Source organism: Streptomyces sp. SCA2-17 (assembly GCF_044336695.1).
This window is the reverse complement of the sequence record NZ_CP117521.1, coordinates 840,821-856,392: the sequence shown is the minus strand read 5'-3', so window position 1 is coordinate 856,392 and position 15,572 is coordinate 840,821. Positions and strand designations below refer to the sequence as shown.

10 protein-coding genes and 6 tRNA genes are annotated in these 15,572 nt (G+C 74.8%); 9 read left to right on the top strand and 7 right to left on the bottom strand.

Annotated features, from left to right (window positions below):
• Positions 1–28: 28 nt before the first annotated feature.
• The 6 genes from PS271_RS03775 to PS271_RS03750 all read left to right on the top strand — a co-directional run bounded on the left by PS271_RS03775 (position 29) and on the right by PS271_RS03750 (position 10,358).
• A complete protein-coding gene (locus tag PS271_RS03775) occupies positions 29–904 on the top strand; it encodes a MetQ/NlpA family ABC transporter substrate-binding protein (RefSeq protein WP_398380072.1) in 876 nt (291 codons plus the stop codon).
• 174 nt (positions 905–1,078) lie between these two features.
• Entirely contained in the window at positions 1,079–1,720 is a 642-nt protein-coding gene (locus tag PS271_RS03770; RefSeq protein ID WP_398380070.1) for a GNAT family N-acetyltransferase, read from the top strand.
• A gap of 136 nt (positions 1,721–1,856) precedes the next feature.
• Entirely contained in the window at positions 1,857–3,107 is a 1,251-nt protein-coding gene (gene cbiE / locus PS271_RS03765; protein WP_398386660.1) for a precorrin-6y C5,15-methyltransferase (decarboxylating) subunit CbiE, read from the top strand.
• Between the two features lie 217 nt (positions 3,108–3,324).
• Positions 3,325–7,890: a nicotinate-nucleotide--dimethylbenzimidazole phosphoribosyltransferase gene (gene cobT, locus PS271_RS03760; RefSeq protein ID WP_398380069.1), complete on the top strand. Its 4,566-nt coding sequence runs from the start codon at positions 3,325–3,327 to the stop codon at positions 7,888–7,890.
• Between the two features lie 265 nt (positions 7,891–8,155).
• On the top strand, positions 8,156–9,463 hold the full coding sequence (gene cobA, locus PS271_RS03755; protein ID WP_398380067.1) for a uroporphyrinogen-III C-methyltransferase: 1,308 nt from the start codon (positions 8,156–8,158) through the stop codon (positions 9,461–9,463).
• 76 nt (positions 9,464–9,539) lie between these two features.
• Positions 9,540–10,358 (top strand): TrmH family RNA methyltransferase, encoded by an 819-nt coding sequence (locus tag PS271_RS03750; protein ID WP_398380065.1) that lies wholly within the window; start codon positions 9,540–9,542, stop codon positions 10,356–10,358.
• 210 nt (positions 10,359–10,568) lie between these two features.
• Here the strand turns inward: PS271_RS03750 and PS271_RS03745 are convergent, their stop codons facing one another.
• Complete coding sequence (locus tag PS271_RS03745; protein WP_398386659.1) at positions 10,569–11,867, bottom strand: serine/threonine-protein kinase; 1,299 nt, start codon at positions 11,865–11,867, stop codon at positions 10,569–10,571.
• A 614-nt stretch (positions 11,868–12,481) separates the two neighbouring features.
• On the opposite strand from PS271_RS03745, the gene PS271_RS03740 reads away from it, so the two are divergent.
• Entirely contained in the window at positions 12,482–12,700 is a 219-nt protein-coding gene (locus PS271_RS03740) for a hypothetical protein (RefSeq protein ID WP_356286626.1), read from the top strand.
• Positions 12,701–12,934: 234 nt separating this feature from the next.
• Here PS271_RS03740 and PS271_RS03735 read toward each other — a convergent pair.
• From PS271_RS03735 to PS271_RS03710, 6 genes are all read right to left on the bottom strand, one after another.
• A tRNA-Val gene (locus tag PS271_RS03735) sits at positions 12,935–13,006 on the bottom strand.
• A 19-nt stretch (positions 13,007–13,025) separates the two neighbouring features.
• Positions 13,026–13,100, bottom strand: a tRNA-Val gene (locus tag PS271_RS03730).
• Positions 13,101–13,130: 30 nt separating this feature from the next.
• Positions 13,131–13,202 (bottom strand) — tRNA-Val (locus tag PS271_RS03725).
• Between the two features lie 19 nt (positions 13,203–13,221).
• Positions 13,222–13,296: transfer RNA gene (locus PS271_RS03720), tRNA-Val, on the bottom strand.
• A 1-nt stretch (position 13,297) separates the two neighbouring features.
• Positions 13,298–13,371, bottom strand: a tRNA-Cys gene (locus tag PS271_RS03715).
• Positions 13,372–13,406: 35 nt separating this feature from the next.
• Positions 13,407–13,479 (bottom strand) — tRNA-Gly (locus PS271_RS03710).
• Positions 13,480–13,654: 175 nt separating this feature from the next.
• Between PS271_RS03710 and PS271_RS03705 the strand changes: the two genes are divergently transcribed.
• Both PS271_RS03705 and PS271_RS03700 read left to right on the top strand, forming a co-directional pair.
• Positions 13,655–14,695, top strand: coding sequence for a chorismate-binding protein (locus PS271_RS03705; RefSeq protein ID WP_398386658.1), 1,041 nt, complete (start codon positions 13,655–13,657; stop codon positions 14,693–14,695).
• A complete protein-coding gene (locus PS271_RS03700) occupies positions 14,692–15,513 on the top strand; it encodes an aminotransferase class IV (RefSeq protein ID WP_398380063.1) in 822 nt (273 codons plus the stop codon). Before PS271_RS03705 ends, PS271_RS03700 begins: the two co-directional genes overlap by 4 nt.
• Positions 15,514–15,572: the final 59 nt, after the last annotated feature.

Below are 15,572 nucleotides of genomic sequence, written 5' to 3'. Positions count from 1 at the left end.
AGGAAATCCAGAAAGAGGGGCACTCTTCGTGCGTACCACCATCAAGCTCACCGCCGCCGCCGCGGCCGCCGCCGCGCTCACCCTCGGCCTGAGCGCGTGCAGCGCTCCGTCCGACACCTCCTCGTCCGGCAGCTCGGCGAAGAAGGGCAAGGACGCCGACCCGGCCGCCAAGCTCGTCGTCGCCGCCAGCCCGACCCCGCACGGCGACATCCTCAACTTCGTCCGCGACAACCTCGCGGAGAAGGCCGGCCTGAAGCTGGAGGTGAAGGAGTTCAACGACTACGTGCTCCCCAACACCGCCACGCAGAACGGCGAGGTCGACGCCAACTTCTTCCAGCACAAGCCGTACCTCGACGACTTCAACAAGAAGAACAAGACGGACATCGTCCCCGTCGTCAACGTCGAGCTCGAGCCGCTCGGCCTGTACTCCGAAAAGGTAAAGAAGGCCGGCGACCTCGGCAGCGGCGCGACCATCGCCGTGCCCAACGACGCCACCAACGAGGGCCGCGCCCTGAAGCTGCTGGCCGACAACGGCGTCATCGTCCTCAAGAACGGCGTCGGCGCCGCCGCCAAGCTCTCCGACGTCGAGGACGCCAAGGGCATCAAGTTCACCGAGCTCGAGGCCGCCCAGATCCCCAGCCGCCTCGCCGACGTCGACGCCGCCGTCATCAACGGCAACTTCGCCATCGGGCACAAGCTCAACCCGGCCAAGGACGCCATCGCCCTGGAGAAGGCCGACGGCAACCCCTACGCCAACTTCCTCGCCGTGAAGAAGGGCAACGAGGCCGACCCGCGCGTCCAGAAGCTCGCCAAGCTCCTCAACTCCGACGAGGTGAAGAAGTTCATCGAGCAGAAGTTCAGCAACGGCGCCGTCCTGCCCGCCTTCGGCGCGGTGAAGAGCTGACCCCGGCAGCCCCTGCCGTCACCACAACCGCCCCTGTGGCCCCAGGCCCCGCGCACACGACGACGTGCGCGGGGCCGACGCGCTTGGCGCACGCACGCATCGATGCTGCATGCTGGTGCACCCGAGCCCGGACCGCCCCGTCCCGAGCCCACTTCCCCGGCGTTGGAGCAGCACATGACATCCACCTTCCCGGACATCTCCATCAGTACGGACCGGCTGGTGCTGCGCCCGTTCGAAGCCCAGGACGTGCCCGCGCTCGCGGAGATGATGAGCGACGAGCTCGTCACCGCCTGGACCTCCGTACCCCACCCCTACACCACCGCCCACGCCCGTAACTGGGCCCTGCGCGAGGCCCCCGCCGAGCGCACCTCCGGGCGCGGAATCGTCTTTGCGGTCACCGAGTTCCTCACCCACCGCCTCGTCGGCTGCGTCCACCTCCACCACACCGACTGGCGCGCCCTGTCCGCCGAAGTCGGCTACGTCGTCGCCCCCTGGGCCCGCGGCGAGGGCTACGCCTGCGAATCCGTCCTCGCGGTCGCCGAGTGGCTCTTCAACGACCAGAAGTTCGAGCGCCTGGAGCTGCGCACCGCCGCCGACAACACCGCCTCCCAGCAGGTCGCGCAGAAGATCGGCTGCATCAGCGAAGGAGTGCTGCGCAACGCCTGGATAGGACGCGGCCGCACCGAGGACGGCGGCTGGACCGAGCTCCGCTCCGACCTCATCATCTGGAGCCTCCTGCCCGAGGACCTCGACGAGCTGCGCGAGCAGCCCGCCGGCGACCCCGGCTACGCGGCAGCCTTCCGCGACTGGTCCTGACGGCCGCACCTGCCGGGCCCCACCGCCGGTACGGAAAGCGGAGCCGGAAGGTCCGGACCAGCACGGGGTACGCTCACCCTGCCCGCCGACGGGCACCCACCGCAGACCCGCTGACAAGCCCAGGAGAATGACGACGATGGCCGACCGGGTCACGGTGATCGGGTGGGACGGCTCACCACTCACGGACGCGGCCCGCTCCGCCCTGGCCGCCGCCACCCTCGTGGCCGGCGCCGCCCACCACCTCGCGCTCCCCGAAGTGCCGCCCGCCGCCGAGCGCGTCCGCCTCGGCAGCGTCGACCTCGCCGCCCGCCGCATCGCCGGTCACCGCGGCTCCGCCGTCGTCCTCGCCGACGGCGACCCCGGCTTCTTCGGCGTCGTCCGCACCCTGCGCGCCCCCCAGCACGGGCTGGAGGTCGAGGTCGTGCCCGCCGTCTCCGCCGTCGCCGCCGCCTTCGCCCGCGCCGGCATGCCCTGGGACGACGCCCAGATCGTCGTCGCCCACAGCCGCGACCTGCGCCGCGCCGTCAACGTCTGCCGCGCCCACCCCAAGGTCGCCGTCCTCACCTCGCCCGGCGCCGGCCCCGCCGAACTCGCCCTCCTCCTCGGCGACGTCCACCGCACCTTCGTCATCTGCGAGGAGCTCGGCACCGAGCGCGAACAGGTCACCGTCCTCACCTCCGACAAGGCCCCCGACCACCACTGGCGCGACCCCAACGTCGTCATCGTCATCGGCGGCAGCGGAAGCGCCGGCCCCGTCGCCGTCCCCGGCTGGGGCGCCACCCGGCCCCGCGCCGGCGGCGGCTGGATCGCCGGCCGCGACCCCGGCTACCCGCCGGCCGTCCGCGGCTGGGCCCTGCCCGCCGACGCCTACGGCAGCGACCTCGGCGAGGGCGAGGCCACCGAGCTGCGCGCCGCCCAACTCGCCCGCCTCGGCCCCCGCGTCGGCGACCTCGTCTGGGACATCGGCTCCGGCTGCGGCGCCGCCGCCGTCGAGGCCGCCCGCTTCGGCGCCGCCGTCATCGCCGTCGACCGCGACCCCGACGCGTGCGCCCGCACCACCGCCGTCGCCCGCCGCTACGGCGTCCAGCTCCAAGTCGTCCACGGCGCCGCCCCCCAGGTCCTGGAGGACCTCCCCGAACCCGACGTCGTCCGCGTCGGCGGCGGCGGCCCCGCCGTCGTCGCCGCCTGCGCCGCCCGCCGCCCCGAGCGCATCGTCGCCCACGCCGCCACCCGCGACGAGGCCGAGGCCATCGGCCGCGCCCTCGCCGAAGGCGGCTACGGCGTCGAGTGCACCCTGCTCCAGGCCGTGGGGCTCGACCCCGCCGCCTGGTCCGAGCGCGAACGCTCCGTCGCCTTCCTGCTGAGCGGACGCCGCACCCACCTGTGAGCCCGGCGGGCCGGGCGGAGGGTAGGCTGGCGGATCGTTGTACCGCCCTTCGGTGTCCGACACCACAGTCGCCAATGTCCCGAACGCACCCTCCTCTTGGCGGGAGCACGGCAAGGTAGGGGCGGGCGATGCACACGTGCCGCGAGGCACGGACGCTCGTTCTTGACTATGGGCGTGAGCGGTTGGAAGGAGCACTACCGATGGGCGAGGGGTACGCATGACCGACACCGGCCAGTTCCCGGGCGAGGGACAGCCGGAGAACGCAGGCGCGCTGCCCGGCCACCCGTTCCCCACGGACGCCGCAGCCCCTGCCGACCCCGGCGCCCCCGCCGCGTTCACCTTCCTCGACCACGGCGACGGCACGGAAGCCGACGGCGCCGACGAGGACGACCTCCTGCTGATGCCGGGCGCCCAGGGCGCCTGGATGGAACAGCCGGCCGTCCAGGGCGGCACGCACGAGAGCGGCGGGCGCGACACCGGCTCCGTCGACTTCGGCGACGTCCGCACGCCCGCGGCCCCCGCCGCCCCCGCGGCGCCGCGCCGCCCCCTCCACATGGGCCCGCCCGTCCCGGACCCCACCAGCGGAGTCGTCCGCTCCCTCGCCGACCGCGGCCCCGCCGCGCCGGCCCCCGCCCCGGTCCGCCCGCCCGCCCCGCCGGCGGCGCCCGCACCGGGCCCCGAATACCTCGACACCACCACCGACGAGACGGGCACTCAGCAGACGCCGCGCCTCGGCGAGGTGCCGCAGCAGCAGCCGGGCACGTGGGACGCCCAGCCGCAGCCGTCGGCCGCGACGGCCTTCGTCCCGCCCCAGGCCGCCGGCACGGCCGCCCCGGCAGCGCCGGGCCCCGTTGCCGGTGACGTAGCGTCAGCGGCCCCCGAGGCCCCGGCCGGCGCGACGTCGACCGGGCTCTCCGCCATCGACGCGGTGGTCGCCGCGGCGACCGGCCAGATCCACGTGCCGCCGAGTGTCTCGGGGGTCCCGGCGGACGCGGCGGCCCCCGCGGCCCGGCCGGTCGCCGGCGGCGAGCAGGCACAGGAGGCTCCTGCCGCGGTCGCGGACGACGTGCAGGTTGCCGCTGTTCCGCAGACGGCGGTAGCGGGTGCTGACGCCGGAGCCGCCCCGGAGGCGGACCAGCCCGTCGCGGCCGAGGCGGGCATGGAAGCCCCCGCGGAGGCCGCTCCGCAGGCCGGGCAGGCGGCAGATGCGGCAGCTGTCGCCCCGGCGGCTGCGGTGCAGGCTGAGCAGGCCGTGGAGGTCGCTGCGGCTGACGTTTCTCCGCAGGCTGTAGGCGATACTGCGGCCGGCGCCCCGGTCGAGCAGGCGGCGGATGCCGCTGCGGCTGCCCCCGCGGCCCCGCAGGCTGAGCAGCTCGCTGCTGATGCTGCCGGGGCTCCGGCGGTTGCTGAGCAGGCTGCTGAACAGGTCGTGGACGCCGTTGCTGCTGACGCGGTCTCGGCTGCGGGCGCGGCCGATGTCGCTGCGCGGACCGGACAGGCTGCCGACGCGGCTGCCGGTGCGCAGGCCGGGCAGGTGGCGGATGTCGCTGCGGTCGCCGACGCGGCCCTCCAGGCCGGGCAGCTTGCTGACGTTGCTGCCGGCGCTCCGGCTGCTGCTCCGCAGGGTGAGCAGGTCACGGACGTCGCCGCTGAGGCTGCCGCTGTCGCGCCGGCCGAGCAGGCGGCAGACGCCGCATTGCAGGCTGAGCAGGCCGCCGCCGCTGCCCCGGGAGTTGCTCCGCAGGCTGAGCAGGCCGTGAACGTCACTACTGACGCTGCTCCGCAGGCTGCTGAGCAGGTCATAGACGCCACCGCCACCGCGGACGTCGCAGCTGCTGTCCCGGCTGAGCAGGCCGCAGCCACCGTTGCCGCTGCCGTCGCCGCCCCGCAGACGGACCAGCCCGTCGCAGTGCAGGTCGTCGCCCCGGCCGGGCAGCCCGCAGGCGTCGTTCCTGACGCTGCTCAGCAAGCCACCGACATCGCTGCTGCTGACGCCGGGCAGCCCGCTGACGCCGCGGTAGTCGCCGCTCCGCAGGCGGACCAGCCCGTCGTGGCGGAGGCCGGCGCCGCCGCCGTCGCCCCGGCCGGGGAGGCCGCTGGCGTCGTTGCTGACCCTGCTCCGCAGGTTGAGCAGGCTGTCGACGTTGCTGCTGACGCCGGACAGCCCGCTGAGGCCGCTGTCGTCGCCCCGGCCGAGCAGGCCGCAGGTATGGCTTCCGCTGCCGACACCGCTCCGCAGGCCGCACAGCCTGCCGGTGTCGCCCCCGTCGCCCCGGCCGAGCAGCCCGCCGACGTCGTCGCTGCCGGTGCCGACGACGTGCAGGCCGTAGGTGCCGAGGCCGATGCCGACGCTTCTGCGCAGGCCGAGCAGGTGGCGGACGCCCCTGCCACCGCCGGTGCCGCTCCGCAGGTCGGGGAGGCCGCAGGCACCGTTGCCGCTGCCGTAGCCGCCCCTGAGGCAGAGCAGCCGGCCGCGGTCCCGCAGCCCGCCGTCCCCGCTGCCGAAACCCCGGCCGCGCAGCCCGGTGGAGCCGAGCCGACCGCCGGTGTCCCGGCCGCTGCCGAGCCGGCAACGCCGGAGGCCCCGGCCGCCGCCCCGGAAGCCCCGGCCGCCGCCTCCGCCCCGCAGGGTCCCGCTGACACCCCGGCAGCAGCCTCGGAGGAGGCCGCCGGGCAGGCCGCAAGCGTCGTCGCTGACGCACCCGCCGACACCCCGTCCGCCCCGCACGCCCCCGTCGGCGTTCCGCAGCCCGAGCAGGCCACCATCTCTGAACCACAGGCACCCGAGACCGAGGCCGTAGCGCACACCCCGGCGGCCGGCAGTGAGCCCCAGCCGGAGGTGCAGCCCGAGCAGGCGGCCACCGACCTGCCCGAGCCGGCAGCCGACACCAGCACCGGGCCCGACGCACAGCCCGCCGCCGAAGAAGTCCGCGAACCGGCCACCGACCCGGTCGTCGTCCCCGCGCCCCGCGCAGCGGAATCCGCAGCGGAGCCCGCAGCCGAGAGCCCCGAGAGCACCCCCGCAGGGGACGACGCACGGGACAACGTCCCCGCGGCCACCGGCTACGGCGACGCCGAGCGCGAGGCCGTGCACCGCGTGATGCGGGAGCGGCGCGACATCCGCAACGGATTCCGTACGGACCCCATCCCGCACGAGGTCCTGCTGCGCGTCCTGGAGGCCGCGCACACGGCCCCCAGCGTCGGCCACTCCCAGCCGTGGGACTTCGTCGTCATCCGCTCCGCGGAGACCCGGCAGGCCATGCACGAGCTGGCACAGCGCCAGCGCGACGCCTACGCGAAGTCGCTGCCGAAGGGCCGGGCCAAGCAGTTCAAGGAACTGAAGATCGAGGCGATCCTCGAGACGCCCGTCAACATCGTCGTCACCGCCGACCCCACCCGCGGCGGCCGCCACACCCTCGGCCGGCACACCCAGCCGCAGATGGCGCCGTACTCCTCCGCGCTCGCCGTCGAGAACCTGTGGCTCGCCGCCCGCGCCGAAGGCCTCGGCGTCGGCTGGGTCAGCTTCTTCGACGAGCGCGAGATGGTCCGCGCCCTCGGCCTGCCCGACCACCTGGAGGTCGTCGCCTACCTCTGCGTCGGCTACGTCGACGAGTTCCCGGACGAGCCCGAGCTGATGCAGGCCGGCTGGTCCAAGCGCCGCCCGCTGTCGTGGGTCGTGCACGAGGAGGAGTACGGCCGCCGCGCCCTCCCCGGCGAGGACCCGCACGACCTGCTCGCCGAGACCCTCCGCGGCATCCGCCCGCTGGACGCCAAGGCGCTCGGCGAGGCCTGGGAGCGGCAGAAGCGGATGACCAAGCCGTCCGGCGCACTCGGCATGCTGGAGATCATCTCCGCGCAGCTGTGCGGCCTGTCCCGCAAGTGCCCGCCGCCGATCCCCGAGCCCGCCGCCGTCGCGATCTTCGCGGGGGACCACGGCGTGCACGCCCAGGGCGTCACCGCGTGGCCGCAGGAGGTCACCTCCCAGATGGTCGCCAACTTCCTGGGCGGCGGCGCCGTGTGCAACGCCTTCGCCAACCAGGTCGGCGCCGAGGTCTGCGTCGTGGACGTCGGCGTCGCGGGCGAGCTGCCCAGCACCCCCGGCCTCCTGCCGCGCAAGATCCGGCCCGGCACCGCCGACTTCACCGCGGGCCCCACCATGACCCGCGACGAGGCGATGCGCGCCCTGGAGGTGGGCATCGAGACCGCCCGCGACCTGGTCGCGGCCGGCAACAAGGCGCTCCTGACCGGCGAGATGGGCATCGCCAACACCACGGCGTCCGCCGCCCTCATCTCCGTCTACACCGGCGCCGACCCGGCCGAGATCACCGGCCGCGGCACCGGCATCAACGACGAGATGCACGCCCGGAAGATCGACGTGGTCCGCCGCGCGCTCGAACTCCACCAGCCCGACCCCAAGGACCCCATCGGCGTCCTGGCCGCGATCGGCGGCCTGGAGCACGCGGCCCTCGTCGGCCTGATCCTCGGCGGCGCCTCGCTGCGCACCCCGGTGATCCTGGACGGCGTGAGCGCCGGCGCGGCCGCCCTCGTCGCCCGGGCGATCGCCCCCGAGGCCCTCGCGGCCTGCATCGCGGGCCACCGCAGCGCGGAGCCGGGCCACGTCGCGGCGCTGACCAAGCTCGGCCTGCGCCCCCTGGTGGACCTCGACCTCCGCCTGGGCGAGGGCACGGGAGCGCTGCTGGCCCTGCCGATCGTCCAGAGCGCGGCCCGGGCCATGCACGAGGTGGCGACGTTCGACGCGGCGGGCGTAACGGAAAAGGCGTGACGCGTGGGGTTTCACCCACAGCCCCACCCATCCGTTGCCCGGCAGGAGCAGGACTGGCGGTGACAGGAGGGGGCGGGGCGGGACGGGCCCTGGGAGGGGCGTAAAGCAGGATTTGTGGCGGCGACGGGGGCTCGCTCGAGGGCGCCCCTCACCCGCCGTAAATCATGCAGCCCCGGAAGGGCCCGTCCCGCCCCGCCCCCGACCCCCCACCGCCCCGTAAGGTGTCCTCACCAGCGCATTCGCCCACGAGGAGACCCGCACCCCCATGGCCGAGCACAACGAATCCGCCGCCTACCCCGTCGGACTGCGCCTCGCGGGCCGCCGCGTCGTCGTTCTCGGCGGCGGCCAGGTCGCCCAGCGCCGCCTCCCCGCGCTGATCGCCGCCGGCGCGGACGTCCTGCTGATCTCCCCGTCCGCCACCCCCTCCGTCGAAGCCATGGCCGACGCCGGAGAGGTGCGCTGGGAGCGCCGCCGCTACACCGAAGGCGACCTCGACGGCGCCTGGTACGCCCTGATCTCCACCGACGACCCCGACGCCAACCGCGCCGCCTCCGCCGAGGCCGAGGCCCGCCGCGTATGGGCCGTGCGCAGCGACGACGCGGAAGCCGCCACCGCCTGGACGCCCGCCACGGGCCGCAGCGAGGGCGTCACGGTCGCCGTCCTCACCGGCCGCGACCCCCGCCGCTCGGCCGCCGTCCGCGACGCCATCGTCGAGGGCCTGCGCGACGGCTCCCTGACGGCCCCGCACTTCCGCGCCCGCCCCGCCGCAGGCAACGCCGCGGGCCCCGCGGTAGGCCACGTCGCCCTCGTCGGCGGCGGCCCCGGCGACCCGGACCTCATCACCGTGCGCGGCCGCCGCCTCCTCGCAGGCGCGGACGTCGTCATCGCCGACCGCCTCGGCCCGCGCGACCTCCTCGACGAGCTCCCCCCGCACGTCGAGGTCATCGACGCCGCGAAGATCCCGTACGGCCGCGCCATGGCCCAGGAAGCCATCAACAACGCCCTGATCGAGCACGCTCAGGCGGGCAAGGCCGTCGTCCGCCTCAAGGGCGGCGACCCGTACGTCTTCGGCCGCGGCATGGAGGAGGCCCACGCCCTCGCCGAGCACGGCATCCCGTGTACCGTCGTCCCCGGCATCTCCAGCACCATCAGCGTCCCGGGCGCCGCCGGCATCCCCGTCACCCACCGCGGCGTCGCCCACGAGTTCACCGTCGTCAGCGGCCACGTCGCCCCGGACGACGAGCGCTCCCTCGTCGACTGGGAGGCCGTCGCCAGGCTCCGCGGCACGCTGGTCCTCCTGATGTCCGTCGAGAACATCGGTGCCATCGCCGAGACCCTCGTCCGGCACGGCCGGGCCGCCGGAACCCCCGTCGCCGTCGTGCAGGAGGGCACCACCGCCGCCCAGCGGCGCGTCGACGCGACCCTCGCGACGGTCGGCGAGCGCGTCAAGGCAGAGGGCATACGGCCCCCCGCGGTCATCGTCGTCGGCGACGTCGTCAAGGTCGGCACAGGCACAGGCACAGGCACAGGCACCGGCACGGGCACCGGCACGGGCACCGGCACCGGCCGCTAGGCCGCCCGAGCCAGAACCACCCCCGCACGGCACCGCACCGCGACCGAGCACCCGTACGTACCGAGGACCGAGGACCATGGCCGACATCATCACCATCGACGACCCCGCCGACCCGCGCCTGCACGACTACACCGGCCTGACCGACGTCGAGCTGCGCCGCCGCCGCGAACCCGCCGAGGGGCTCTTCATCGCCGAGGGCGAGAAGGTCATCCGGCGGGCCCGCCACGCCGGGTACGAGATGCGCTCGATGCTGCTGTCCGCCAAGTGGGTCGACGTGATGCGCGACGTCATCGAGGAGGCGCCCGCGCCCGTCTACGCCGTGAGCCCGGACCTCGCCGAACGGGTGACGGGCTATCACGTCCACCGCGGGGCGCTCGCCTCCATGCAGCGCAAGCCCCTCCCGTCCCCGGCCGAGCTGCTGCGGACGACGCGCCGCGTCGCCGTGATGGAGGCCGTGAACGACCACACCAACATCGGGGCGATCTTCCGCAGCGCGGCGGCCCTCGGCATGGATGCCGTCCTGCTCTCCCCGGACTGCGCCGACCCCCTCTACCGGCGCTCCGTCAAGGTCTCCATGGGCGCCGTGTTCTCCGTGCCCTACGCGCGCCTGGAGACCTGGCCCCGCGACCTGGAGACCGTACGCGAGGCGGGCTTCCGGATCCTGGCCCTCACCCCCGACGAGAAGGCCACGTCCATCGACGCGGCCGCCCCGCACCGCCTGGACCGCGTCGCGCTGATGCTGGGAGCGGAGGGTTCCGGCCTGTCCACGCGCGCCCTGATGGCGGCGGACGAATGGGTACGCATCCCGATGGCGCACGGCATCGACTCGCTCAACGTGGGCGCGGCGGCGGCGGTGTCGTTCTACGCGGTGACGGCGGGGCGGCCGCCGGCTTAGCGGGACGTGCGGCTGCCCGTCTCCGCGTATTCCGCCGGACCCTCGCCGAGGGGGTTGCGCGCCGTGGCGGCGGGCATTTTTTCGCGTGCCGCGGCAAAGCACCCCGACGCGCCGGACCGGCGGTGCCATAACTCGGCCGGGCCGGACAGCCGTAACCCGGCTGAAGAGCCAGGACGCCGGACCGAGCCGGCGCCGGAACGCCCGGCCCGCTCAGCCCCCGCCGCCCGGCGCCCAGCCGCCCCGCTGTGAAGAAACCACCGGCGCCGGGGCCAGCCCGTCCGTGCGCCGGTCCGGCCCCTGGCACCCCTGGGCCACGGCGATGCCCAGCGCCACCAGCAGCGTCACCACGACGAAGACCGTCACCCGCTGCCGCAGCAGCCGCGGGTCCCGCTGCGGCGCGGGCCGCCGCGCCCCGGAACCGGTCCGCGACGCGGGGGCCCCGCGCCGGCCGGCCGCGGCCCCCGCGGCACCCCGCGCGGCGCCCTGGCCACGCTGGCCGCCCACCCGCCCCGGCCGCGCGGCCGGCCGCCGGCCACCCGGCTCGGGCCGGGCCTGCGGCGGATGATGCGGCGCGGGCGCCTTGACCGTAGGCCGCTCCGTACGCTGCTCGGCATACTCCGCGGCGCGCCGGTCAGCCGACCGGTCGGGCTCACGGCGCGTCAGGGGGAGCCGTCCCTCGGAGAGGCCCTGCGCCTCCCGGGCGGCGATCTCCTTGAGCCGCAGCGACAGCTGCAGCGTGCTCGGCCGCTCCTCGGGGTCCTTGGCCAGGCACGCGTGGATCAGCGGCGCCAGGGCGTCGGGCACGGCCATGAGCTGGGGTTCCTCGTGGACGACCCGGTAGAGCATGACCTCCGAACTGCCCTGGCCGAAGGGCGAGTCCGCGGTCGAGGCGTAGGCGAGGGTCGCGCCGAGGGCGAAGACGTCCGTGGCGGGGGTGACCGCGGCGCCCCGGACCTGCTCGGGGGCGAGGAAGCCGGGGGAGCCGACGGCGGTGCCCACGTGGGTGAGCGTGCTCGCGCCCGTCGCCCACGCGATGCCGAAGTCGATGATGCGGGGGCCCTTGGGGGACAGCAGGATGTTCGACGGCTTGAGGTCCCGGTGCACCACGCCCGCGTCGTGCACGGCCAGCAGACCTTCGGCCAACGCCGCCCCGATCGAGGCGGTCTGAGCCGCCGACAGCGGCCCGTCCTCGTTCACCTTGTCGTGCAGGGAGGGCCCCGGCACGTACTGCGTCGCGAACCAGGGGCGGTCCGCGTCCAGGTCGGCGGCCACGAGCCGCGCCGTACAGCCGCCGCGGATCCGCCGGGCGGCCTGCACCTCGCGGGCGAACCGCGAGCGGAACTCCTGGTCCTCGGCCAGGTCCGGCCGGATCACCTTCAGCGCCACGCGCTGCCCGCGCCGGTCGGAGCCGAGGTACACCACGCCCATGCCGCCCGCGCCGAGCCGGCGGTGAAGCCGGAACGAGCCGACGACACGCGGGTCCTCGCGCCGGAGCCGCATCATCGCCATCTTCATCCCCGCTGCCCGGTCCGTCTGACGTGGCACAGCTTACGGATTGACGGGCGGGCGCGCTGATAGGCCGCGCATGCGTCGGCAAGTGGATTGCCCGCGCCCGGTACCGCCGGCCGGCCGTGGGCCCGTGGCGGTGGCCGGACGCGCCGGGCGCGGGGGAGCGGGCCCAAGAGCCCGGCCCCGCAGGGGGATTGGGGCTGTGCCGGGCCCGGGAGCGCATGTTCCGCGCGAGGCGAGTGAGGTCCGTGGGGCGGGTGCGGCGGGCGGGGGAGCGGCCGCCGGGGCAGTGAAGATCATTACGCTCGGGGGCGGGCCGGACGTGAGCGAAACCACACCGACCAGGACGGTTCCCGGACGCCTCCGGGGCTCCCCCTCCGGGAAGTCCCCGGGGGGCGGACCCCCCGTCTCCAACCAGGGGAGTAGCCGCCCGGGCCCCGCTCATCCTCCCGGATGCCCGCCAATCGGTACGAGGGCATGACGCCCGCCCGGGGCCGCGCCCCTAAATTGGAATCCGAGCGGCGGGTGACAGCACTCGTCCCCCGAGGTCAGACGCCCGCCGCTCGTACGACGTCACAAGGCGGGAGCACGGCGAGGACAGAGGGAGCGGCACCATGGCGGACACGGCGGGACGTACGGCCGGCCGGGCACGCGGCCACCGCGCCGCCGGCCTGGTCGCGGGCCTCTTCGCGCCCCAGCCCTCCGGCACCCGGCACCCGCTGGTGGCGGTGGCCATGGTGGTGCCCCTCGCGGCCTTCCTCGCCTTCCTCTTCGGCGGCTGGGACGCCGTCGTCACACAAGCGTCGTCCGTCGCCGGAATGCTGGGGCGCTGAGCGCCCCGGGCCCGGGAGAGCGGCCCGGGCCGGGGACAAGCCGGTGGATCAACCCCGTGGGGACGGGGGTACGGCGGACGGCACGAAGGGCCGGGCACCTGGGGAGGCGCCCGGCCCTTCGTACTGCCTTCACGACATCCGCTCGCAAGCGCTCCACCTGCGAAAACGACCGGACTGCCGACGAAAACGACCGGAGGCCGGAGCCCTTGAGCCCCGGCCTCCGGCCGATCGGTGTGCGCGATACTGGGATTGAACCAGTGACCTCTTCCGTGTCAGGGAAGCGCTCTCCCGCTGAGCTAATCGCGCGGGAAGGTCTGCGAAGACCTGGTGGACGATACTGGGATTGAACCAGTGACCTCTTCCGTGTCAGGGAAGCGCTCTCCCGCTGAGCTAATCGTCCGGGACGCACCGCGAAGACGCGGGTGCAGCGTGCGCGATACTGGGATTGAACCAGTGACCTCTTCCGTGTCAGGGAAGCGCTCTCCCGCTGAGCTAATCGCGCGGGAAGGTCCGTGAAGACCTGGTGGACGATACTGGGATTGAACCAGTGACCTCTTCCGTGTCAGGGAAGCGCTCTCCCGCTGAGCTAATCGTCCTTGGAGGTGGAGACGGGATTTGAACCCGTGTAGACGGCTTTGCAGGCCGTTGCCTCGCCTCTCGGCCACTCCACCAGGAGTGCGGGGGTTCGGGAAGATCCCCCAACTCGAGCGGACGACGAGACTCGAACTCGCGACATCCACCTTGGCAAGGTGGTGCTCTACCAACTGAGCTACGTCCGCAGTGTCTGTCCGGTCCGCTTCCGCGTCCCGGCGACGTGTTGAACTCTAGCGGATTCCGGCGCCAGCTCAAATTCCGTTTCCGCAGCGTGCTGCCCTGATTGTTCACCCGGGCCACTCCGGACGGCCCCGCCATAGACTCGGTGACGTGCACAGCTTCCCCCCGAGCCTCCCTCCGATGGCCCGCTTCGGCGGCCTCCTCGCCACCGATCTGCGCGATGTCACCCGCGACCCGGCAGCCCTGGAGTCCACGGGCTGGTGGGCGGTGGTCGCCGACTTCGAGGGGCGGCTGACCTGCGCGCGCTTCGGCGACGTACGCCCCGAGCCGCCCCGCCCCGCGGCCCCCGCACAGTGGCGCGGCCCGGCCGCCGGGGACTGGACGAGCTCCCTGGACCACACCGCCTACACCGCGGGCGTCCGCCGCATCCGCGAGCACATCGCGGCCGGCGAGGTCTACCAGGCCAATCTCTGCCGCGTCCTCAGCGCGCCCCTGCCCGACCCCGCCGCGGCCGACGTCGACGCGCTGACCGCCCTCCTCGCGCGCGGCAACCCCGCTCCGTACGCGGGCTGCGTACGCCTCCCCGCCCACGGCGTCGAGGTCGCCACCGCCTCCCCCGAGCTCTACCTGCGCCGCACCGGCCGCACCGTCGAGTCCGGCCCGATCAAGGGCACCGGCCGCACCGCCGCCGACCTCCTGGAGAAGGACCACGCCGAGAACGTGATGATCGTGGACCTCGTCCGCAACGACCTCGGGCGCGTCTGCACCACCGGCTCCGTGACCGTCCCCGCGCTCTGCGCGGTCGAGCCCCACCCCGGGCTCGTCCACCTCGTCTCCACCGTGCGCGGGCGGATCGCCGACGGCGCCGGGTGGCCCGAGCTCTTCTCGGCCACCTTCCCGCCCGGCTCGGTCACCGGCGCCCCCAAGGAGAGCGCCCTCCAGATCATCCGTGCCCTGGAGACCGCCCCCCGCGGCCCCTACTGCGGCGGCATCGGCTGGGTCGACGCCGACCGCGGCACCGGCCAGCTCGCCGTCGGCATCCGCACCTTCTGGATCGACCGCACCGCCGCCCCCGGCCCCGTGCTGCGCTTCGGCACCGGCGCCGGCATCACCTGGGGCTCCGACCCCGAGCGCGAGTGGGCCGAGACGGAACTCAAGGCTTCCCGGCTCCTCGCGATAGCGTCGGGCACCCATCAGCCGCTCGGAGGGACGATCCGGTGACGATCTGGCTCAATGGCTCCCTGCACGACACGGACAGCGCGCGCGTCTCGGTCCTCGACCACGGCCTGACCGTCGGCGACGGCGTCTTCGAGACCCTCAAGGCCGTCCGGGGCCGCCCCTTCGCCCTGACCCGCCACCTCGCCAGGCTGACCGCCTCGGCCCGCGCCCTCGGCCTGCCCGAACCCGACCTCGACGAGATCCGCCGCGCCTGCACGGCCGTCCTCGACGCCAACCCCGTGCCGCTCGGCCGGCTCCGCATCACCTACACCGGCGGCCTCGCCCCGCTCGGCTCCGAGCGCGGCGCCGCGCGCCCCACCCTCGTCGTCGCCGTGGCGGAAACTCCCCCCGCCCCGCGCACGGCCGCCGTCGTCACCGTGCCCTGGACCCGCAACGAACGCGGCGCCCTGACCGGCATCAAATCCACCTCGTACGGCGAGAACGTCATCGCCCTCGCCCGCGCCAAGGCCCACGGCGCCGGCGAGGCCCTGCTCGCCAACACGGCCGGAGCCCTGTGCGAGGGCACCGCCTCCAACGTCTTCGTCGTCCTCGACGGGGAACTGCACACCCCGCCCCTCGCCTCCGGCTGCCTCGCCGGCATCACCCGCGCCCTCGTCCTGGAGTGGGCCGGCGCCAAGGAGACCGAGCTGCCCTACGACGTGCTGGAGCGCGCCGAGGAGGTCTTCCTGACCTCCAGCCTCCGCGACGTCCAGGCCGTCCACGCCGTCGACGGGCGGGAACTGCCCGGAGCCCCGGGGCCCGTCACCGCCAAGGCCGCCCGGATCTTCGACGAGCAGTCGGCGGCGGACCTCGACCCGTAGGCCCTGCGCGGGCCCTCCTCGCCGCACCCTCGCAAACCCCGTGGCGCGGACCCGCCGGG